This is a genomic window from Shewanella sp. S1-49-MNA-CIBAN-0167, assembly GCF_040310145.1.
GTDB classification, from domain to species: domain Bacteria; phylum Pseudomonadota; class Gammaproteobacteria; order Enterobacterales; family Shewanellaceae; genus Shewanella; species Shewanella psychromarinicola.
Genome location: NZ_JBEOPO010000008.1, coordinates 44,453 through 65,388, shown reverse-complemented (window position 1 = coordinate 65,388; position 20,936 = coordinate 44,453). Strand labels below are relative to the sequence as shown.

At 42.4% G+C, this 20,936-nt stretch carries 19 protein-coding genes; 5 read left to right on the top strand and 14 right to left on the bottom strand.

Going from position 1 to position 20,936, the window contains the following annotated elements; genetic code table 11:
- Nucleotides 1–503 precede the first annotated feature (503 nt).
- Nucleotides 504–1,442 carry a patatin-like phospholipase RssA gene (rssA, locus tag AAEZ00_RS05400; RefSeq protein ID WP_101032122.1) on the bottom strand — a complete coding sequence of 313 codons (939 nt, stop codon included), beginning with the start codon at nucleotides 1,440–1,442 and terminating at the stop codon, nucleotides 504–506.
- 185 nt (nucleotides 1,443–1,627) lie between these two features.
- Between rssA and AAEZ00_RS05395 the strand changes: the two genes are divergently transcribed.
- From AAEZ00_RS05395 to AAEZ00_RS05385, 3 genes are all read left to right on the top strand, one after another.
- Entirely contained in the window at nucleotides 1,628–2,983 is a 1,356-nt protein-coding gene (locus AAEZ00_RS05395) for a DEAD/DEAH box helicase (protein ID WP_101032123.1), read from the top strand.
- Nucleotides 2,984–3,100: 117 nt separating this feature from the next.
- A complete protein-coding gene (locus AAEZ00_RS05390; protein WP_101032124.1) occupies nucleotides 3,101–3,538 on the top strand; it encodes a DUF3010 family protein in 438 nt (145 codons plus the stop codon).
- 116 nt (nucleotides 3,539–3,654) lie between these two features.
- Nucleotides 3,655–4,257, top strand: a complete 603-nt coding sequence (locus AAEZ00_RS05385; RefSeq protein ID WP_101034695.1) for a YgjP-like metallopeptidase domain-containing protein — start codon at nucleotides 3,655–3,657, stop codon at nucleotides 4,255–4,257.
- Here AAEZ00_RS05385 and AAEZ00_RS05380 read toward each other — a convergent pair.
- From AAEZ00_RS05380 to AAEZ00_RS05360, 5 genes are all read right to left on the bottom strand, one after another.
- A complete protein-coding gene (locus AAEZ00_RS05380) occupies nucleotides 4,245–4,682 on the bottom strand; it encodes an IS4/Tn5 family transposase DNA-binding protein (RefSeq protein WP_351088421.1) in 438 nt (145 codons plus the stop codon). The genes AAEZ00_RS05385 and AAEZ00_RS05380 overlap by 13 nt on opposite strands.
- Nucleotides 4,683–5,173: 491 nt before the next feature.
- A complete protein-coding gene (locus tag AAEZ00_RS05375; RefSeq protein WP_164839576.1) occupies nucleotides 5,174–6,457 on the bottom strand; it encodes a peptidoglycan DD-metalloendopeptidase family protein in 1,284 nt (427 codons plus the stop codon).
- A gap of 319 nt (nucleotides 6,458–6,776) precedes the next feature.
- The gene (locus tag AAEZ00_RS05370; protein ID WP_351088420.1) at nucleotides 6,777–10,475 is read right to left on the bottom strand and encodes an AAA family ATPase; all 3,699 of its coding nucleotides are present in this window, start codon (nucleotides 10,473–10,475) and stop codon (nucleotides 6,777–6,779) included.
- Nucleotides 10,472–11,815 (bottom strand): exonuclease subunit SbcD, encoded by a 1,344-nt coding sequence (gene sbcD, locus AAEZ00_RS05365; protein ID WP_124011782.1) that lies wholly within the window; start codon nucleotides 11,813–11,815, stop codon nucleotides 10,472–10,474. Before sbcD ends, AAEZ00_RS05370 begins: the two co-directional genes overlap by 4 nt.
- Before the next feature lie 88 nt (nucleotides 11,816–11,903).
- The gene (locus tag AAEZ00_RS05360) at nucleotides 11,904–12,665 is read right to left on the bottom strand and encodes a TSUP family transporter (protein WP_101032129.1); all 762 of its coding nucleotides are present in this window, start codon (nucleotides 12,663–12,665) and stop codon (nucleotides 11,904–11,906) included.
- A gap of 276 nt (nucleotides 12,666–12,941) precedes the next feature.
- Here AAEZ00_RS05360 and AAEZ00_RS05355 point away from each other — a divergent pair, with 276 nt between their 5' ends.
- Nucleotides 12,942–13,619, top strand: a complete 678-nt coding sequence (locus AAEZ00_RS05355) for an SDR family NAD(P)-dependent oxidoreductase (protein ID WP_124011783.1) — start codon at nucleotides 12,942–12,944, stop codon at nucleotides 13,617–13,619.
- 83 nt (nucleotides 13,620–13,702) lie between these two features.
- Here AAEZ00_RS05355 and AAEZ00_RS05350 read toward each other — a convergent pair whose 3' ends face one another.
- Nucleotides 13,703–13,906: a hypothetical protein gene (locus AAEZ00_RS05350; protein WP_101032130.1), complete on the bottom strand. Its 204-nt coding sequence runs from the start codon at nucleotides 13,904–13,906 to the stop codon at nucleotides 13,703–13,705.
- A gap of 94 nt (nucleotides 13,907–14,000) precedes the next feature.
- Here AAEZ00_RS05350 and AAEZ00_RS05345 point away from each other — a divergent pair, with 94 nt between their 5' ends.
- On the top strand, nucleotides 14,001–14,207 hold the full coding sequence (locus tag AAEZ00_RS05345; protein WP_101032131.1) for a hypothetical protein: 207 nt from the start codon (nucleotides 14,001–14,003) through the stop codon (nucleotides 14,205–14,207).
- 117 nt (nucleotides 14,208–14,324) lie between these two features.
- Here the strand turns inward: AAEZ00_RS05345 and AAEZ00_RS05340 are convergent, their stop codons facing one another.
- The 7 genes from AAEZ00_RS05340 to zipA all read right to left on the bottom strand — a co-directional run bounded on the left by AAEZ00_RS05340 (nucleotide 14,325) and on the right by zipA (nucleotide 20,933).
- The gene (locus tag AAEZ00_RS05340) at nucleotides 14,325–14,711 is read right to left on the bottom strand and encodes a ribonuclease E inhibitor RraB (RefSeq protein WP_124011784.1); all 387 of its coding nucleotides are present in this window, start codon (nucleotides 14,709–14,711) and stop codon (nucleotides 14,325–14,327) included.
- A 10-nt stretch (nucleotides 14,712–14,721) separates the two neighbouring features.
- Nucleotides 14,722–14,955, bottom strand: coding sequence for an RNA-binding S4 domain-containing protein (locus tag AAEZ00_RS05335; protein WP_101032133.1), 234 nt, complete (start codon nucleotides 14,953–14,955; stop codon nucleotides 14,722–14,724).
- Nucleotides 14,956–15,005: 50 nt separating this feature from the next.
- Nucleotides 15,006–15,812, bottom strand: a complete 807-nt coding sequence (locus AAEZ00_RS05330; protein WP_124011785.1) for an SDR family oxidoreductase — start codon at nucleotides 15,810–15,812, stop codon at nucleotides 15,006–15,008.
- A 27-nt stretch (nucleotides 15,813–15,839) separates the two neighbouring features.
- Nucleotides 15,840–17,039, bottom strand: a complete 1,200-nt coding sequence (locus tag AAEZ00_RS05325; protein ID WP_124011786.1) for an HD-GYP domain-containing protein — start codon at nucleotides 17,037–17,039, stop codon at nucleotides 15,840–15,842.
- A 166-nt stretch (nucleotides 17,040–17,205) separates the two neighbouring features.
- Nucleotides 17,206–17,715, bottom strand: coding sequence for a DUF2919 domain-containing protein (locus tag AAEZ00_RS05320; protein ID WP_351088419.1), 510 nt, complete (start codon nucleotides 17,713–17,715; stop codon nucleotides 17,206–17,208).
- A gap of 54 nt (nucleotides 17,716–17,769) precedes the next feature.
- Nucleotides 17,770–19,782 carry an NAD-dependent DNA ligase LigA gene (gene ligA / locus AAEZ00_RS05315; RefSeq protein ID WP_124011787.1) on the bottom strand — a complete coding sequence of 671 codons (2,013 nt, stop codon included), beginning with the start codon at nucleotides 19,780–19,782 and terminating at the stop codon, nucleotides 17,770–17,772.
- 101 nt (nucleotides 19,783–19,883) lie between these two features.
- Nucleotides 19,884–20,933 carry a cell division protein ZipA gene (gene zipA, locus AAEZ00_RS05310; protein ID WP_101032138.1) on the bottom strand — a complete coding sequence of 350 codons (1,050 nt, stop codon included), beginning with the start codon at nucleotides 20,931–20,933 and terminating at the stop codon, nucleotides 19,884–19,886.
- Nucleotides 20,934–20,936 lie beyond the last annotated feature (3 nt).

The window sequence follows — 20,936 nt, the reverse complement described above, 5'->3', positions numbered from 1 at the left end:
ATATAGAACTTTAATTTACAAAAAACACAATATAGAGTGTATTAGACACATTAACGCTGAGCATTACTTTGATCCAGATCATAATTCTCAGCACTACTTAATATTGAAAAATATCTTGCTTTCAGCAATGGATATTGTAGGAATGTTCACTGATCCGTCGGATAAAAATACAAGGGGAGAGATGGTAAATTATTTCACAATATGGAGTGTTTTCGTAAATCAATATTGCCATATTCAAACACCGCTAGCGCGGTACTCAACAAGCTAACATAACGCTTAAGCGCGCTACGCTGTCATCGAACACCATTCTAGTTGTCATATCAACAAACTAAGTGACTTGCCAATGACTCTTTATAAAAGAGGCATTGAACATAATGATGACAACAACCCACATTGGACAATACCGTTATTGCATAACCACTCTTGCATAAACATTAATCGAGCGGTCTCGAACTCGTGCATCCGTAATGAACACATGACTCATATTCGACACCGCATAAGCGTTAATTTAAGGTCGCTTCAATTAAATGTTGAATATCTTTTACTGCCTGCTCACCCGCTTTAATGGCTTCTTTTGCACGATGAAATTCCATTGTGCCAATGTCATTAACATAAGGCACAATACAAATATCTGGTGGCTCGCCCATTAAACGCGAGCGTTTATGGCGTTGTTCTAAAATATCCATTGATTGTGACATAACGGCCAACATACCTGGATGGGATTTTGAACTGCCTATAGCAAGCTTGTCAGTTAAGACACTCATGTAGTCTTTGCCTTTGCCCCATAAATCCATAAAACCTGATTCAAGCTCTGCCTTTTCATCAATCGTCTCTGACTTACTCGCTTTTCGGCTTTTTACTTGCTCTGGGGCCTTATGAAGTTGATCACGGCGATGACCGTTTAAATCCACTGCAATAACCACATCAACCCCCATCGAACGGGCTAATGACACAGGTACCGGATTGACCACGGCGCCGTCAACAACCCAGCGATGACCTTGCTGTACTGGGGGTAAAAAGCCGGGCATAGAACATGAGGCGCGAACCGCATGGCGTAAGTCACCTTCTTTAAACCAAATCTCTTGTCCAGAATATAAATCGGTAGCCACTGCAGCAAAAGGACGGTTTAACTGTTCAATATTGATATCGCCAATGCGATTGGCTAAGACATCAAATACTTTCTCGCCGCTAATTAAGCCGCCTTTACGCCAGCCTAAGTCCATTAATCCGAGTACGTCCCAACTCGAAAAACCACTCACCCAGGTTTCAAGTTCACCCAAATGATTATTCGCATAGGCCGCGCCCACTAATGCACCCACTGAACAACCCGCAACTTTGTCAGGGTAAATACCTAACTTGGCTAAACCATTCAATACCCCAATATGTGCCCAACCTTTAGCGGCTCCACTGCCTAGGGCTAATCCCACGGTGAGCTTTGTCATCTTTTTTCCTTCCATGCTCAGCATATTAATCTTTACGAAAAGGTTCGGCAGAATCGACCAATAGCGATGCCGAACGAGGGCAATAATATAAAGCTAAAAAATAGCATAACTAAAGCGACTCTTGTTGGCTATAGCAAGGTGAAACAGCTATAATCACCGGCTTACATTTTTTAGGGGATTTACCTTTGCAATTTACCGATTTTTCGTTGGACAAGCGCCTGCTTGACAGTTTAAAGCACCTTGGCATTTCTACGCCTACCGATGTTCAAGCGCAAGCACTTCCCATTGCCTTATCAGGTAAAGATTTAATGGCATCGTCTAAAACGGGCTCAGGTAAAACCTTAGCGTTTTTACTGCCAGCAATGCAACGGGTAATCTCTTCAAGAGCATTGTCGAAAAAAGATCCTCGGGTACTCATCTTATTACCGACACGTGAATTAGCCCAGCAAGTTTATGGCCAATTACGCTTATTAGTCGCCAATACTCAATATAAGGCCATTAGCGTACTCGGTGGTGAGAACTTTAATGACCAAGCCAAAGCCTTGTCAAGAGATCCTCACTTTATTGTCGCCACGCCTGGACGTATTGCGGACCACTTACAACAGCGTCACTTGTATTTAAATGGCCTAGAATTGTTGGTTCTTGACGAGGCTGACCGTATGCTCGATTTAGGTTTTGCTCCGCAGTTAAAAGCAATTAATGATGCAGCCGATCATAAACGTCGCCAAACTTTGATGTTTTCAGCTACGTTAGATCATGACAGCATTAATGACATTGCCGCAACGCTACTCAAAACACCGAGTCATGTATCGATTGGTGAGTCTTACACCGAACATAAAGACATTGAGCAGCGTATTATTTTGGTGGATCATTTAGACCATAAGCAAGCCTTGCTGCAGCACATTTTAACTCAAGAGCAACACAAGCAAGTGATTGTATTTACGGCAACACGTTCAGATACAGACCGTATAGCCACTTTATTAGCATCACAAGGTTTTACCACCTCTGCGCTCAGTGGTGATTTAAAGCAATCGGCTCGTAACCAGATTATGGATCAATTTGCTCGAGGCCAATCCCAGATATTAGTGACCACAGATGTAGCATCACGCGGCCTTGATTTAATCAACGTATCGTTAGTGATTAACTTTGATATGCCAAAGTTTGCTGAAGAATACGTCCATCGTATTGGTCGTACTGGCCGAGCGGGCGCTAAAGGCGATGCGGTCTCATTTGTGGGTCCTAAAGATTGGGACAGCTTTAAAAAAGTACAACTGTTTTTACGTAAAAACTTTGAGCCCACTGTGATTGAAGGCTTAAAGGCTAAGTTTACCGGCCTAAAAGATAAGCCTCAAGCAGGTAAAGCAGCGGTTAGTACCAAAGGTGTTGAAGTCAGTAAAAGAGCCAGCGCCACTAAAAAACCTAAAGCGGCACCCAAGAGTGATAAACGCTTTATTACTGGCGTCGATGTCGGTGATGCGCCAGTACGCCGTAAAGTAAAACCGATTCAAGTTATTGAAGACGACGGCACAACAGAAGACTAAATCGCTCTCAAACTGCGATAACAGATGATGAATGTAGGGTAATCGTTACCCTACACAAATGAACGATAACGACAATGCCAACGGCACTCTCGTATGAATAAACCAGTAAGGATTAACATGAAAATTTGTGGTGTTGAATTAAAAGGCGGCGAAGCCATTATCTGTTTACTGACCTATGAAGGCGAAACGTTTAACGTGCCAGCATGTCGTAAAGTCTCATTCAGTATTTCACAATCGGCAAGCACTGAATCAATTCGTGAATTCAACTTTGCGTTTCAAAAATTAATCGCCGATTATAAAGTCGATGAAATTGCCATTATTGAACGTGAGCAAAAAGGTAAATTTGCAGGCAGTGCCACCAGCTTTAAACTGGAAGCAGCCATTCAATTAAGTGATATCCCTGTTACGCTTATTTCTCCTTTGATCGTTAAAGAGCAATTAAAACGTAATCCACCACAAGTTGACTTTGAGTCATTAGATCTAAAACGCGTCCAGCTTAATGCATTTGACGTTGCTTATGTTCAGCATAACCGACTCATCTTCGGTAAAGTGTAATCCACTGCCGCCACCGTTCTATATTGGCGTTACCGATACCGACACAGATAGCGGTAACGTCAAAAAAAATCAGTTGACCTATGTCAGACAATAAAGCGCCCAAAGCCCCACCTAAAATGCCCGTCAAATCGGCAAGCCAAGCATTAAAACCCAAAACCGATATAAGCCTGTTGATCACTAGCGCCGACATTAAAAAACAGCAAAATGAGCAAAGTGCGTTACGGTATTTAAACGGTTACCAGCCTGACGTGGTTGATAAAATTCGCCAATTGGTTGATGCAAACGCATTAGGCACCCACTTTTTAACCCGTTACCCGAAAGTACACGACGTTCGCACAGATAAAGCCTTGTACGATATGGCAATAGCATTAAAAAATACGTATATGCGTCAATCAGATCCATTAGCCAAAGTCATTTTTGATGACAAGATTAGCTTAAGCCATCACGCGCTAGGTTTGCATTCATTTGTTAATCGCCGCCAAGGTAATAAAGTCAAAGCCAAAAATGAAATTCGAATTACCTCGCGCTTAAAGCACATTCCGTTTGAGCTATTGCAAATGGTGGTAGTGCACGAATTGGCTCACCTGCGGGAGAAAGAGCACAACAAAGCGTTTTATCAACTGTGTACCTTCATGCTCGCGGATTACCATCAGTTAGAATTTGATATGCGAGTCTGGTTAGTAGCCGAAGAAGTGGGCCAATCACCTTACGCGAAATAATCGATGAGCTTTGGGCTCAACTTTTTGCTTTTAAAAAGTTGCCCAGATACTGAGTGAGCTAATATACCTTTCGATGAACTTTGCTTATATGCGCCTGTGTGCCCCAGTTCCTTAGTCACATTGTGCCGATAACATAATGTTGACGTATCTTCTAGCGCAAGTATTTTTTTTGACCGTTGTAGCTTAGGTAAGAGTGAAGAGAAACCTGCACTAGCAATATCATTCGCTTCAATTTTATCGTTTCTAAGAAAGCGATAAGCTCCCTCTATTGAGGCTTGAGAGCCTGATGCCTTAACAATTGAACAACCCGAATTACTTGCCATTTGATGGCTGATTTTTATAAGACGCTTAGTGCGGCGCTCATCTCCTAGCTCTGCATGTTCAAATAAGTTATTCGCCCATTCTTCGGTGTCTTTTATAAGCATATTGTCTTTACACATATTTTGTTTGTATAAATGATCAGATCAACCGAAGAGTATAAAGTTCAATTAAATTTATTTGTGTATAAGAGTTAGATCCTGACACAGGGGGATTAGGCTCTGTAAAAATAGACCTAAGGATGCTGAATTTTGAATATTTATCTATTTGTCTAGCTGATTTAGCTAAGATTTTACGTTGACCTTGATAATAATGATGATGGTATTACATTATATATCTGTTATAAATTGTTGATTAAATATATAGAAGTTATACCAATCACATAGGCTATATTTACGTTTAGTGTGTTAGTACAGCCAGTACGATTGGTGTTATGAATACATTAAAAAATTCACAGGTTGGCTTTGAAGATTTTTTGCATGATTATGTAATCCAAGGCGTTAGAATCCACTAGTAGCATACCCATAAAAAATGCAGCCCTTAGGCTGCATTTTTTATGGCTATCACAACTACACTCGGTGTAATAAGCCTCAGCTAATTAACCCAAATCCATCATCATGCTTCGGCTACGTACCAAAGCTTGAAAGGCGTGTAATTGCTTTTTAGGTAAGACTTTAGCTTCTGCGATGTCGGCTTTCATTGCGTCTACCGGACGACCATTCACAATATACTCATAATGTAAGTGTGGACCCGTTGACGCACCCGTATTACCTGATAATGCAATCACCTGCCCTCGTTTTACACGTTGGCCTCGTTTAACTAAAAATTTCGACAGATGCAGGTAACGAGTACGCACTTTATTGTTATGTTCAATCACAATATAGTTACCCGCGAAAGCATGCTTCTTAACCAGCGTCACCACACCATCACCCGGAGCCACCACTTGAGTACCAATAGGGGTAGCAAAGTCGGTACCATTATGTGGCCGAATCCGACCCGTAATCGGGTGTTTGCGGTTGGGGTTGAACCGAGAACTTAACCGCACAGTTCTATTTAATGGGATACGTTGGAAAGCAGGCGTTAAACTTTGACCTTTAATATCGTAATAGTTGCCATCAGCATTTTGAAACGCGGTAATGTCCCGACGCCCGGTATTAATACGAATGCCTTCAATCGATGTGATACCTGTTGGTTCACCTTCAACAAATTGATCGTTGACTAAAACCGAAAATGTATCACCTGCACGTAACTCACGTGAAAAGTTTAATTTTGACTTTAACAGTGATTCGACTTTCTGAATCTCGGCAGCACTTAGGCCTGCATTTTTAGCCGATACATAAAAAGAGCCGTTAATTTCACCGCCCACAATGCGGTTTTGCCATATGCCATCGATATTAATGTCATTTACGGCGTAAGTTCCGTCTTTAAAACGAGTAAATACCACTTGATGAGCAGGGTTAAAATACAGCTCTAATTTATCAAGTTCACCATCGGCATTATCCCAAAATTGGATGCGGTTACCCGGTAACAGGGTATCTAAAGCTAAAACTTCTAAATCAGCCTCAAGCACTTTATACATGGTTCGTTGGTCAATACCGGCTAATTCAAACAAACGACTTAAGGTATCACCACTTTCAATCACCCGATTTAAAATAGGTGTTGCAGGCTTAACGATCGTCAAAGCTGTATCTTGCTGAGCTATGTGTGGCAATAATGAATCAATATCAATGGCCACAGGAATACGTTGTGATGAAAACTCTTGTTGTGTTGGCCATAAAAGCGCAGCGCCTACAGCAAATACACTTACTAACAAGACTTTCTTGTGCAGGTTTGTCACGTTTGGTAAGTTCAATTGACTTGCGGCTAGCCGCTGGAAGTCCATAACTTTACTTATTAGCAATATCTAATCCACCCTAAAAGACGACTCTTTATATTTATTTTCTTTTACTGCACATTGTTATTGCGACACAGAGGCTAACGTCAGTTAACGCTATGTCATTATCTCATTTTTATAATGAAAATAACCCTACACTTGATACTACGCCATCCGGTAAAAACGGTTTAACATACCGACTTTTGCACTCAAATTACATTCCAACACTCTTTTATATCAAAAAACAATCATATTACAAATATAAAATATTATTTATTTAACCTTTAATTTGAACTCGATTGCAGTAATCACTGGAGTTTGAGGCAGATCACCCTGCATTAATCGCAAATTCATTCTGTAATTTGCTAATACCAAGACCGTTCATTTTATTCACTTTTATCTGTACATCGATCCGCTCTTTCATGGCTTCAATATGGCTAATGACGCCTATCATTTTGCCCGATGCATTTAAATTATCTAATGCATCTAATGCAGTATCTAATGTCTGGCTGTCCAAGGTACCAAAGCCCTCATCTAAAAAGAGTGAGTCAATGCTCGTTTTATGACTTACTAGATCAGATAACGCCAACGCAAGGGCTAAGCTAACTAAAAAGCTCTCACCACCAGACAGTGTACGGGTATCGCGCACTGTGTCACCTTGCCAGGTATCGAGCACTTGTAATTCTAATGCATCTGACTCTTTGCGTTCGAGTAAGTAACGGCCTTGTAAGCGTTCAAGCTGTCGATTCGCTAATGCGACTAAATGATCTAATGTAAGCCCTTGGGCAAATTTACGGAACTTATCGCCTTTTTGTGAGCCTATTAGTGCATGCAAATAAGCGAGGTCGTCGTAAACTTGCTGCTGTTGTGCCTGCTCTTTTAGCAATTGTTGCTGCCCTTCGCGCTTACTTGCATCTAGCTCTAGCTCATGGGTTAACCGCCAAAGCGTCTGCGTTAATTGTTGATGCTCAGAATCGAGGGCTTGATGCCGTTGGAGCATGACGGCTTGTTGGGTTAAATCATAGTTATGTTGTTGACCAAGCAGAGCAAGCTCCGCTTGCAACGCAATGGCTTGCTCAACTAAGGTATTTGCCTTAACAATGTCATTGTCTAACTGTTGTTTAAGCTGTTGCAACCTGTGACGCTCATCAGCACAGAGTAATGCTTGCTCGAAAGCTTGTTGGTCGGAAAATGGGCTCGCTTGTAGAGCACTATTCCATTGGCTTTGTAATTGCTGCCATTCTTGATTAACTTGTGTTGCCTGAACTTGCATGGATTGCTGCTGTGCACTTAAGCTGGCAAGGTGCTTATCTGCTATTTGTAATTGCTGCTGTACTAACTCAAATTGTTGTTGTGCTTGATCTAACACCGTTTGACTGCGTTGTTTTTCATCCTCAATGACTTTATCAGCAAAGACCTCGTTACGTTGAGCTAACACAGTACTGAGCTGCGTCTGTACCTTATCAACTTGTTCACTGATCGCGGTTAACTTGGCGGTCTGCTCGTCCGCTTGCTGATGATTGGCCATGAGCTTTTCAGCTGTGATACTCAATTGCTGCTGATTGTCGACAGCCTGCTGCTGCGCTTGAGTCCAACACTCGAGTTGTTGTTGTAACTCGTTGAGCCATATAACGGCATTCACTATTGTTGGCGGCGTTAACCCTGAAGCAGTAATTTGTGTTTCAAGCGCATTGATTAATGCAGTTTGCTGCGCAGTGACGGCCTCAATGTGCTGTTGATGGTTGAGTAAACCTTGCTGCAAGTTATCAAGCTGTTGTTGTAATAACCCTTGCTGATTGATCTGCTTAACGAGCGCTTGCTGTGCTTGAATCACATACTGTTGGTGTTGATGTAACGTTTTTTGACATTGGCTAAGCTCAGTAATGGTGACAGCCAATTGCTGTTGTTTGGTTTCGGTTTGGGCAATGTAATCGGTTAATGCTTGTTCTTGCTGCAAATCCAACTCAAGAGAGATTGATAATGTCTCAGTTTGCTGCCGCCACTGCTGCGCAATGGTTTGAATATCTGTGTGAATTTGACTTAGCTGTTGTTGTAAATTGTCATCGTTAACTTGTAACGCCGTTTGCTGATGGTTAAGTTGCTCACCTTGCTGTTTAATCACATCAAGTTCAGCTTGTAACTGTTGCGCCCTTTGCTCGGTAACCGACACATTCAGCGCTTCATAGCGCTCAACTAGCGGATGATCGGTCGAGCCGCACAAGGCGCAAGGCTCACCCGCTTTTAGTTTGGCGCGCTCGATGGTTAAATTGGCAATTTGTTGCTCTTGCTGTAGCAACATTTGAACATCTTTAACTTGCTGATTTTTATCACTCCACTGAGTTCTCACCACAGTAAGAGACTGTAGCAGTGCCTGCAACTCAGTCTTAAATTGCGCCGATTGACGGGTTAACTGCTGACATTGCTGTTGCTGGCGTGCAAACTGGCTAAACAACTGGGTTAATTGATAACGCCCAGATTGCTGCTGAACAACTTGCTGATAATCATCATTAATTTTCGTTTCGTCTTGTCCAGCCAACAGCGTAATTAATGCTTTTTGGCTGTCATCTTGCTGCGCTGTCGCCTGAGTTAGCTCCGCTTGAGCCTGTTGTATTTGCGGCGCGAGCGCAGTGAGTGTGTCTTGAGTTTGTTTTATGCCGGCTTGTTGCTGAGTACATTGGTTATGAATTTGGCTACGTTGGTCACTTAGTTGCACAACTTGTGTGTATTGGGTTTGCCAAGCGGCAAACTTTTTAGCCACTTCTTGACCTTGAGGCAAACTATCAAGTTGATGATCAATTTGCTGCTTCGCCGCTGTCAGCGCCTGTTGCTGGGTCAATAACAGTTGTTGTTGCTCGCGGCCCTTTTGTTGCTGTTCATATGTTTGTTGATGGGTTAATTTGACCTGAGATAACTGATAACTGTGCTGATTAATTTGTTGATCCAGCGGCAGTACTTGCTCATCGATCAACGACAGCAGTGTTTTATGCGCCTGATTAACTTGCTTAACCTGTTGCTGGCCCTGTGTGTGCTGGTGTTTATGGGTTTGCAGTGCCGTTTCAGCTTGCTCGGTTTGTTGGCTTAATTGACGGATCTGTGCGGTTAACTCTTGGACTTTTTTGTGCGCTTTTTGCTGTTGCTCAAATAATGGCAAAATGTGTTGTGCCGGCTCGCTATGCTGCAATTGTATTAACGCTTCACTATGTTGCTGCTGGCACGTTAGCGCGTCTTGCTGTTCGCCCTGAACCTTTACCAATGCCTGCTGTGCTTGCTCAGAATTAGTGGCCCAAGTGATAAATTGGCTTAACTGAGTCAGTTGTAATTGTTGCTGCACCAATGTTTGTTTAAATTGTTCAATTTGTTTATTTTGTTGATCGACTTGTTGTTCATCAAACAACTCGACACTGCCCAGTTTGGCCTCGAGTAATTTCACATTAGTCTTGGCTTCACTAAAGTGCTGATGAACCCGCTCAGAAATAAGCCCGTAAATTTCAGTACCGGTGAGCTCTTCAAGTAATTCCGCTCGGTCATTGGCATCGGCATTCAAAAAAGCGGCAAACTGCCCTTGAGATAACATCATCGATTTAGTGAAGCGAGCAAAGTCGAGCCCGGTGATCTGTTCAATGAGTTCCGTTTTGCGCTTTATTTGACTGGCAAGAATTTTACCGTCACTCAGTTGTGCCAGTTCCACTTGAGCATCTTGCAAGTTACCGTCGGCTTTGTCGCGCGAGCGACGTTGGCTCCAAAAGGCGCGGTAGGCAATGCCTTTCACTTCAAATTCGACTTCGGCTAAACACTCTGCGGTGCCGCGAGTCATTAACTCGTTAGTGGTTTTAGAGATATTATTTAACCGCGGCGTTCGGTGGTAAAGCGCTAAGCAAATGGCATCGAGTATCGTGGTTTTGCCTGAACCCGTTGGGCCTGTGATGGCAAATAGTCCGTTTTCAGCAAAAGGCGATTGGGTAAAGTCGATTTTCCACTCGTTTTTAAGCGAGTTAATATTTTTAAAACGAAGGCTTAAAATTTTCATGACTGTTCACCGTCTGTAGCACTTTTTGTTGCAACCTCTGTTTTACCATGATGGGTCATCGTTTCTTGCAGAACATGGCTCGCGGCGGTTTCTTGGGTGTTTCGCTCTGACTCCACCTCGGCAACTATTTGGCTAAAGCGCTGCTTAATTCGGCCTAATTGTGCCTGTTGGGGATCGCTGTCAAATTGCTCTTGGGCTAAACGGCGCGCAAACACTTCCTCGACACTCAACTCGGATAAGGTTTCATTATCAAGCTTTTTAATGTGTTGCTGTCGTTGACTACGGGCACGCTTTAATTGCAATACCTCAACCGCCTTGTCTTGAGTCATGTCAGCAATACGAGACTGTAGATCAGACAAATAGTCTTGCTGCGATACTTCAATGCTTAACCAAGTGGTTTTTGTCGCGGCTGTTTGAGAAGAAAATGCATTTATCTGCTGCTCAATGCTATCTAAATCACCTTTTAGCACCTGCATGGGCTGAAAAATAGGCACCATTAATGGCGTGACGAGGGATAATTGAGCATCAGTAAATTCAACCAAAAACACTGATTTATTACTGGTGTTATTGGTCGATAGTTCATCAAAACTTAATGCTATCGGTGAGCCGCTGTAACGAATATGCGCAGATTTCGCCACCACTTGTGGGCGATGAATATGGCCTAATGCAATGTAGTCTGCCGCGGGGAAATGTGCCGCATTAAAGGCATCTAAACTGCCAATATAGATATCACGTACTGATTCTGAAGTGCTGGCTCCTACCGTGGTTAAATGACCTGTCGCCACAATGGGTACCTGCGTGGTAAATGTGCTATTGAGCTGCTTAGCTTGCTCAAAACAACGCTGATATAACGCACTAATGGCATCACCCAGTTTGCGTTGCTTATCCATTGAAGACTCACCAGATTCACTTAACACTACATCACGTGGGCGTAAAAAAGGTAACCCACATAAAATAGCCCCAATTTCACCTTGGCGGGTTTTAAGTGCAAATACATGCTCTTCAAAATGTTCTAATGCACCAGGGATCACGATAGTATTAAGGCAAGCCAGTAGATGTTTAGATTCATTCAAGGTCGAAACAGAATCGTGATTACCGCCCAGTAAAATCAGCTGGCAACCCGTTTGTTGAATTTGAACAATAAATTGATTGTACAGTGCTCTGGCATAACTTGGCGGAGTGCCAGTATCGAAAATATCGCCAGCAACAATAATGGCATCAACTTGATGGAGGCTTATTTGCTCAAGTAACCATGTCATAAAGGCTTGGTGCTCGGCTGCGCGGCTTTTGCCATAAAAATATTGGCCAAGATGCCAATCTGATGTGTGAATGATGCGCATAACATCCCTTTAAATATAAACAAACATGAACGTCAAATAATGATGGCGTGAATAAGCCCAAATTATCGATACTATGACCACATGTAGATCACATGTATTGCGACCACAATAATTTCCCGCTCATACCTAATGACATCACCACCACCAAAGGTTTAATAATTTTAACCCCTTTAGTGACCACTAAACGTGAGCCTAACGTTGCGCCAACCGCTTGGCCAACGAGCATAATTAATCCCAGCACGACCGCCACTTGCCCCCCGATAAGAAAGAAAATTAGCGAGGCGATGTTAGTCGCAAAGTTTAATAATTTAGCATGAGCAGTTGCTTTGGCTAAACCAAACCCAGCCAATGAGACAAACGCTAACGCAAAGAAACTCCCAGTACCGGGACCGAAAAAACCATCATAAAACCCAACGACTAATGCCGCAGTGAAGGCAAAAACACTCGGAGTAAGAATTTGCTGGCGATCTTGCTCGCTAATTTTTTTAGAGAATAAAAAATAACAGCCAATCGCTAAAATCAAAAATGGTAGCACCACTTCCAGTAGTTTTGCATCGATCATTTGTACTAATATTGTGCCGATAGAGGCACCGATAAATGCGCATAACAATGACAGTTTTATGCTAGGCAAATCAACCATTCCTTTGCGCACAAAATATAAACTCGCAAAAAAACTACCACCACATGCTTGCAGTTTATTGGTACCCAATGCGGCCGCAGGCGGCAATCCCGCCCACATTAATGCCGGTATAGTCAGTAACCCTCCGCCACCGGCAATCGCGTCAATAAAACCCGCAACCAAAGCAACAAAAAATAAAATAACCGCGAGCTGGAGCGTGAGTTCAAACATTACGTTTCTCGTTATTAGCAACAAGGGTGAAGTCGGTAAGACATAAGACGAGGCGTTATTAGACAATCTTTATCGTCAAAATACAAAGCGTTCCGAGATATTTATTCAATTTTACTTAACTAATAGCGACTCTGGAAAATAAATGATTATTAAATAGCTCAATGTTTGACTATTCACCTTCCATTGATAGTCGTTGATGCAACACAAGCACTTTGCGGTTCACTTATGCATTGGTATAGTAGCCAACCTAATGTAAATTTGGCTGAAGGTTTTATTATGATTGTTATTACGGGCGCGAGCAGCGGCTTAGGCGCTGCACTGACTCAACAATATGCAGCAGAAGATCATACCCTGTTGATCACTGGTCGCAGTGAGCAAAAATTAGCGGATGTAATGGCCAGCTTGACTCCTCTTGAGCAAGTTAAGGTGCAGACTCACGCAGCAGACTTATGTGTGGCAGAAGAGGTCAGTGATTTATTTTCGCGTTTATCAACGCCACCAAGCAGCGTGATCCATTGTGCTGGTAGTGGTTATTTTGGCCCAATTGAACAGCAAACGCCGCAAGCTATTAATCAGTTGATCAACAACAACCTAACTTCAAGCATTCTGGTATTACGAGAGTTGGTAAGTCGTTATCGCGATCACAAGGTCACGGTTATCGTGGTGATGTCGACCGCAGCGCAAGCAGGTAAAGCCAATGAGTCAACCTATTGTGCAGTAAAATGGGCGGTTAAAGGCTTAGTTGAATCGTTGCGATTAGAATTAAAAGATAGCCCGATGAAATTAATTGCGGTATATCCAGGAGGAATGGCAACAGACTTTTGGCAAACTAGTGGCAAAGACATTAATACCTCAAGCTTTATGACCGCAACAGAAGCCGCCGCCATGCTCAAACAAGCCTTAATAGCGACAGAACATGGTTATGTCTCTGACATCACCATTAACCGAGGTTAATATTCCGTTAATTAGTTAACCTAAAGTAGAACGAACGGTTTATTATCCCAAGTTAACTGCTAGTGATGTTTTTGAGTTTGGGTTTATTTGGGTAAAAATGGTTTGGTTGACCAATACCAGCAATATATCCACCCTGCGGGCGCAAAAATAACGTTTAACACTATGGCGTAAAAACCAACTAACGGTAAATTAGGGGTTTTACCTTTGGCAAACTTTAAGGTAAAGAACACCACAACCAAGGTTAAAACGAAAATAATTTGACCAATCAATGTGGCATTTAAATTCATGATGTTACCCTTTTAACCATCAAGCCCGTTATGCTGAAATAGCAACGACGTTGCTGATGATACCTCATATTAGATTATTGATAAGGCTACTACAATGTGTAAAAAAGTCGTCGTAATACTGCTGTCGATAAGCCTTGTTCTGGGCTTGTCAGCTTGCGCTGAATTAAAACACACTGGCAAAGAAATTGGTCACACCACCAAAAAAGTGACCACTGCAATCGGTCACGGGACCCGCGATACCGTCAAGGCCATTGGTCACGGAACCAAAGAAGTCATTAATGACATAAAAGAAGATGACTAAACCCTGTCGCTTTATATCATCAAAAAGCCGTTAATGCTGGGCATTAACGGCTTTTTGATTCATTGAATGATTCATTGAATGATTCATTCAATAAATCAATCTTTAGTGATGGCGATGTTAGTGCTTGCAATGCTCGCTGTGCACATGGTCATCATCAGTAAATTCACTATCGCTAGCTTGGTTTTGCATTACGCCCCAACCATCAGAAATACCGTCAAACTCTTGCGCAAAGCTATTTAACTCAGTTTCTTTGGCAACAAGTGCTGCGTAATCAGGTACCATTTGCAGGCAAACAATCACTTCCCACTTAGTGCTTTCTTCATCAAAGTTAACCTCAAGCTCACCTTGCATGTCGGTTTGACTTAATGCTTCTAACGCCGATTCGGCATCACGTTGGTCATCAAACACTAAGAAGAAATCTACTTCTATTGATTGAGTAAGGTCAATACCGGCATCAGCCATTGCAGCCAACATTTGGCCATTATCATCGTCTGGGAATTGCATTTATCAATCCTTAGTCTGCAGGAACAATTTCAATTGTCGCGTCATTGAACGAAATTATATCGCCAACAACACACTTTTTACGTTTACGAGTATCAACGTCACCATTGACGGTAACTTGACCTTCAGTAATGACATGCTTTGCTTCGCCACCGCCGTTCACTAAACCGAGTACTTTTAGTACTTTGTACAGTTCTACGAATTCATCACCTTGAAGTAATGCAAACGCTTGAGTTTGAGTCGTCACAATAATCGCCTTTTAATCAAAATATGCTGGCTATTATAGCCTATGCCAGTTTAGCAAGCATCAAGCATTTTGAATGGGCTACTAAACGCATATTGAAACCCTAATTGATGACTGATTAATTGACCGTCGATAATTTTGCTTGGCTGTTGCTGCTGATTAAACTGCGGGGCAATTAATCCAAGATGCTCGGCGGCGGCAGCATAAAACGCTCCACGAGTAGGATGTTCATTTGCTGTGAGATTATAAATCGGTAACGTATCCGTACGAGAAAGGATCAAGCTAACGGCTGCAATACAGTCATCTAAATGCACTAGGTTAACCGCTACATTAGCGCCGCTAACATCGGTTTTACCCGCAAAAAAACGTCCCGGATGACGCTTAGGTCCAACTAAGCCTGAAAATCGCACAACACAGCTATTTGCCATTGCTGAAAATATGGCTTCAGCTTGCAATAAGGTGTGACTGGTATCATTAAATGCGCCAGCATCTTGTTCGGTTACCGTTTGATTTAGCGACGGATAGACCCCAGTGGAACTGATAAAAATAACTTTTTGATATTGGCGTTCACCCATCAAATTTTTCAACTGGGTTAAATAGCCAAGATAGTCAGTTTCACCTCGTCGCAGTCCTGGCGGTAAGTTAATCACAATGGCGTCAGCATCGAATAAAGTCGCCTTTTTTACCTGGGTAGTCACATTCGCCAAATCTAATTGATAAGCCTCAATACCAGCTTGCTGTAATTGAGCTAAATCATCAGGATGACGTTTTGACGCTTTAACCTGAAAACCTTGTTTCATTAATTGTGTGGCGAGCGGAAAACCAAACCAACCGCATCCGATAAGGGTAATTGTGTTCATCTATCCTCAATATTACTTCGTTAAGTCTTAATGATTGAAGTTATTGAAGTAAAAGCTGATTGGACTATTAACTTGCAATGTTTTCATTGCCCCATCAGATAAGTCATCTAACTTTACAACTTCTTTCACTTGGACATCTTCATTAATTAAAAATCGAAAGCTAGGCTCTGCACCGCTGACATTACAAGACCACACATGTGGCTGCTTGACATCGGCGGTAGTCATCATCACCTTCGCGATGCTGTCGTCAGTTAAGCGCACTATAGTGCCAGGTGGATAGATACCTAAAATTTTGACTAACACCGAAATCAAATTATCACTGTGTTTACTACTGTGAGTTTTAAATAAAATACCCAGTGCAATTTGCGGAGTCTGGTATTGGTGTAATAAGGTTTCATAGTCATTGGCTAATGACACTATTTGGGTGGTGAGTAAAATGTTGGCTTCAGTCAAATGATGAGGATAACCACTGCCATCAATAAACTCGTGATGATGCAACACAATGTCTAACATAGCGTCAGGAAATAACCCCGTCCGCTTAAGCATCTCATGGCCAAAATTAGGGTGCATTTTTAAAAAATTACTTTCATGATCGCTTAACTCACCACGCTTACGCCTGATAACATCAGGCACTTTGAGTTTACCGATATCGTGAAACAAGCTGCCTAATGCAACGTCACGGACATCTTTTTTAGGCAGTGATAATGTGTGGCCAATCATCATAGAAATAACCGCGACTGAAATACCATGTTGAGTCACACTCACATCCGTCTCACCACTGCTCACTAAGGTTAAGTGAGGGGTTTCGCTTTCATACAAATGTTCAACTAAATCTTCGACTAACGTAGCAGTTTCACGATAAGCGCCTTCGGGATCACTCACTATTTTACCAAATCCCGTTCTGATATCATTAACTGATTTCAAAAATCGCTGTTGACTGACTCGGATACTTTTTTTAGCCAATGGTCGATAATCAATGTCTTGATTAACGACTTTTTCGGGCTGTTCAATTTCAACAGGAACATCAATTTTAGGCAGTAAGTCATGCCCATCAACCAGGTACACAAATGACACATCGAGACCTTTGATCATCTCGATTTGAATTTGTTGTTCAATCTTAACTTTACTGCGAAAAAAAGGATGGCTTGTCCATGACAAAGGCAGCTTAACGGTTAACCCGATAACCATTTGCGATACAGGTATTTGTGTTAATTCGACTTTAGCCAAAGTATTGATCCTTTTCACATTCGCCACGTTATAGCTAAGATGATAATGTCATTCTTACACTAACATTTTCAGTAATAGAGTTATGTGTATCAAGGCCTTACATCTTTACCTTTTGGATCACAGTTAATATAGAGCATTTATACCAAGCCGTACATTGTTTAGTATGTTACTTGATCTCGTCATCAGATGAGGTTTCAACTTTTACTGCGGTATCATCTGCTGTCCAGTCGGCAAAGTAGTAATATAACCTCTTTGATTTAAACACATAAATGACTGACCAAAATAGAAAAAGTGCATCAATCGAATAGCTAATTTTAAACAAATAGTCATCGTGCACCATCCGCTGAAATAAAAATAGTCCATCAACAATGAGTAATCCCCATAACAACCAACCACTATATCGAAATAAAGGCATTAATATCGGCCAACTGCGTTTACGCTCGGCAATAATAAGTCCATAAATCAACACCGCACCGACACCGGTAATTAAGGCCAATATAAAATCGCTTTTTTCAGGATACAACAACCGAACTAAACCTGATCGATCATTAAACTGGGTCAAGGATGCAATAAAAATACACCAGCCACGGGCTAAGAAAACCAAGATCAAATATAAAAACAAGGGTGGTTTTATGTGGCCGCGATCATCAAGCCAAGTAATATTACTAAAATTCACAATAAACTCTTATCGGCGGCCACAAGTATAAATTAAGCATCAATATCATCAGCATTAGTTGGATGCATTCAGTAAATCCAGCAAACCTTGTTCATCTATCACAGTAACACCCAACGCCTCTGCTTTTGCGAGCTTAGAGCCAGCAGCCTCACCCGCGACAACACAATCGGTATTTTTAGATACACTGCCGGCTACTTTTGCCCCTAATGCCTGTAAGCGTGCTTTGGCGTCATTGCGATTAAGTTGCGTCAATGTACCGGTTAACACCCAAGTTTGACCTTTTAGGCTCAATTGCGACTCATCAGCTTTTTCTATTACAGGCCAAGTAATTCCGGCGTTAAGCAGCTGCTCAATCACTTCAATGTTATGGGACTGAGCAAAAAATTGACGGATATGTTTTGCCACAATTTCACCCACATCTGCCACTTCAAGTAATTGCTCGACACTGGCATCGCAGATCAGCTCAAAATCGGCAAAGTGTTGTGCTAAGTTGGCAGCAGTAGCCTCGCCAACTTCACGAATGCCTAAACTATATAAAAAACGCGCCAACGTGGTCGTTTTAGCCTCTTTAATAGCAGCGACAATATTAGTCGCTGACTTCATTGCCATGCGATCTAACATAGTGACAGTCGAAGGCGTTAGCTTAAATAAGTCTGCAGGGGTTTTAACCAATTCTTTATCGATCAGTTGTTCGACAATTTTGTCACCCATGCCGTCAATATTTAATGCTTTACGGGAGGCAAAATGTTTAATGGCCTCTTTACGCTGAGCTTCACAAAATAATCCTCCACTGCAACGCGCTGTGGCTTCGCCCTCTAAACGCTCAACAGTACTTTGGCAAACAGGGCAGTGATCGGGAAAGATTATATCTTGAGCCTCATCGAGACGTTTTTCTGGAACAATCGCGACAATTTGCGGGATCACATCACCGGCGCGACGAATAATCACGGTGTCGCCAATCTTAACGCCTAAACGGGCAATTTCATCAGCATTGTGCAAGGTGGCATTAGACACAGTTACGCCACCGACAAATACAGGTTTGAGACGGGCAACCGGAGTGACAGCGCCCGTTCTACCTACCTGAAAATCAACCGACTCTAACAGGGTCATTTCTTCTTGTGCTGGGAATTTGTATGCGATGGCCCATCGAGGTGCTTTGGCTACAAAGCCCAGAGTCAGCTGCTTAGCAATGTCATTGACCTTAATCACCACACCATCAATTTCATAGGCAAGCGCACTGCGCCTGGCCATAATATCAGCATAATACGCGTATACTTTATCGACTGAATCAGCCACTTTTACTTCACTGCTGACCGGGACGCCCCATTGTTTTAATTGAGACAACTGGCCAAAATGGCTTGTTTGCATCGGTTGTGATTCACCTTCCACCACGCCTAATGCATAAGCATAAAATCCTAGTGCGCGTGCAGCGGTAATTTTACTGTCTAATTGGCGTAAACTGCCTGCCGCGGCGTTACGCGGATTAACAAATACTTTGTCGCCTTTACCGATTTGACGCTGGTTTAACGCCTCAAATGCCGCTTTGGGCATAAACACTTCACCACGAACTTCAACTAAATCCGGAAATCCTTCACCACGTAATTTAAGTGGGATGGATCTAATTGTGCGCACATTTTCAGTAATATCTTCACCCACACTACCATCACCTCGTGTTGCTGCGCGTTCAAGAACGCCCAAACGATAGGTAATACTCACCGCGAGACCATCGAGTTTAGGTTCGCAAACATACTCAGTGCTATCGACTTTATCGATAATACGCTTGTTAAATGCCGCAAAATCAACTTGCTCAAACGCATTGTCGAGGCTTAACATCGGTTTAAGGTGGGTAATTTGGGAAAATTTTTGTAAGGCCATCCCACCGACTCGTTGGGTCGGTGAATCTATGGCTTTACATTGCGGATAGTCACGCTCTAACTCAGTTAAGCGTTTAATTAATCTATCGTATTCAGCATCGGGTATCGACGGAGCATCATCAACGTAATAGCGAATATTATGTTGATTAATAGTGTGAGTCAGTTGATCCATTTCAGTTTGAATAGCGTGCATTGTGGTATCCGTCATACGAGTTGTAACCGTGATATTCTTGATAAAGAGTAAAGGCATAAAACAATTAAGGCCGCTGCTGCGGCCTTAATAAAAATATCTACCTACGCCGCATTCAGTCGTCGTAGATAATCTTTTTTGGTCTCATCTGACCAAGGTTGACGTTGTCCGTCTAATAATTGGGCACCGAGATCATCGGCAATTTGATAGGCCGAGTTCAGCATTATGGTAAAGTTCATTAACGGATCACCATAACAAGGTAATGTCATAAATAACACCACGCCTTGAGTGACAAACTGCTCCATTTGATCTGGGTCAAAGATGCCAGGTTTTAACATGTTAGCGAGTGAAAACAGCACCTTGCCCGTGCCGGCATTATCAATGTGGCGATGAAAAATATCCATCTCACCGAATTTAAAATTAAGCGATAACAAGCTTGGCAGTAATTCTGCTCCCTGAATTTGCTCACCTTCTTTAGCAACAATATGCAGCACTAATACATCGGTAGGCTCAGCAAGTTCATTAACAGGCGCATCCGCAGGCGGATTAATGTTAACGCTAGGGTCAACTTCAGTATCAACTTCAGCATCAACTTTAGGCACTGCAGCTTGCCCCGTTGGCTTAATCGGATCCGGTTTGGTTACAGTAGGCTTACCTGTGTAGCTTTCTAACTTGGCCGTACTGGTTGAAGGATTAAATATCTTTTTAGGGGTGTTCATTGACACGTTTGCAGTGGGTTCGGGTTGAACCTCATCGTCAACAAATAACGCTTGTTGAGTGGGGTGCGCCGCTTTAGGTTCAACATGGGCAGGCTTAGACTTTTTAGGATCAGGCTGACGCAACGAGTCACGTAGTGGAGTGTCCGATAACCTAGCCTCGCTCGGATTGGATTTTTGGCTTAACTGGGTCTTAAGTATCGGCTTAACAACGGGTTCTTCAATGTCATCTGATTTGCGCACGCGCACTTTACCAATACCATCTGCGTCAAAACCTTCAGAGTCTGTACGTTCAGCTTGGTCTTTATAAAATCCAGCCATCGGACTTTGCTTCATTGATTTAGGTTGTTGTTTACGAATCGACCAAAAACCGTGCACTAACACCGCAATAATTGCGATTGCGCCTAATACGAACAACACAAGTTGTAAATCTTTCATTAG

Excerpts from the sequence above, each read along its gene's own strand:
- AAEZ00_RS05355 (WP_124011783.1), top strand. The coding sequence starts at position 12,942 with ATGATTGTTATTACGGGCGCGAGCAGCGGCTTAGGCGCTGCACTGACT.
- AAEZ00_RS05380 (WP_351088421.1), bottom strand. The coding sequence starts at position 4,682 with ATGCTTATAAAAGACACCGAAGAATGGGCGAATAACTTATTTGAACAT.
- AAEZ00_RS05375 (WP_164839576.1), bottom strand. The coding sequence starts at position 6,457 with ATGGACTTCCAGCGGCTAGCCGCAAGTCAATTGAACTTACCAAACGTG.
- AAEZ00_RS05360 (WP_101032129.1), bottom strand. The coding sequence starts at position 12,665 with ATGTTTGAACTCACGCTCCAGCTCGCGGTTATTTTATTTTTTGTTGCT.
- sbcD (WP_124011782.1), bottom strand. The coding sequence starts at position 11,815 with ATGCGCATCATTCACACATCAGATTGGCATCTTGGCCAATATTTTTAT.
- AAEZ00_RS05370 (WP_351088420.1), bottom strand. The coding sequence starts at position 10,475 with ATGAAAATTTTAAGCCTTCGTTTTAAAAATATTAACTCGCTTAAAAAC.
- AAEZ00_RS05330 (WP_124011785.1), bottom strand. The coding sequence starts at position 15,812 with ATGAACACAATTACCCTTATCGGATGCGGTTGGTTTGGTTTTCCGCTC.
- AAEZ00_RS05340 (WP_124011784.1), bottom strand. The coding sequence starts at position 14,711 with ATGCAATTCCCAGACGATGATAATGGCCAAATGTTGGCTGCAATGGCT.
- rssA (WP_101032122.1), bottom strand. The coding sequence starts at position 1,442 with ATGACAAAGCTCACCGTGGGATTAGCCCTAGGCAGTGGAGCCGCTAAA.
- AAEZ00_RS05345 (WP_101032131.1), top strand. The coding sequence starts at position 14,001 with ATGTGTAAAAAAGTCGTCGTAATACTGCTGTCGATAAGCCTTGTTCTG.
- AAEZ00_RS05385 (WP_101034695.1), top strand. The coding sequence starts at position 3,655 with ATGCCCGTCAAATCGGCAAGCCAAGCATTAAAACCCAAAACCGATATA.
- zipA (WP_101032138.1), bottom strand. The coding sequence starts at position 20,933 with ATGAAAGATTTACAACTTGTGTTGTTCGTATTAGGCGCAATCGCAATT.
- AAEZ00_RS05390 (WP_101032124.1), top strand. The coding sequence starts at position 3,101 with ATGAAAATTTGTGGTGTTGAATTAAAAGGCGGCGAAGCCATTATCTGT.
- AAEZ00_RS05350 (WP_101032130.1), bottom strand. The coding sequence starts at position 13,906 with ATGAATTTAAATGCCACATTGATTGGTCAAATTATTTTCGTTTTAACC.
- ligA (WP_124011787.1), bottom strand. The coding sequence starts at position 19,782 with ATGCACGCTATTCAAACTGAAATGGATCAACTGACTCACACTATTAAT.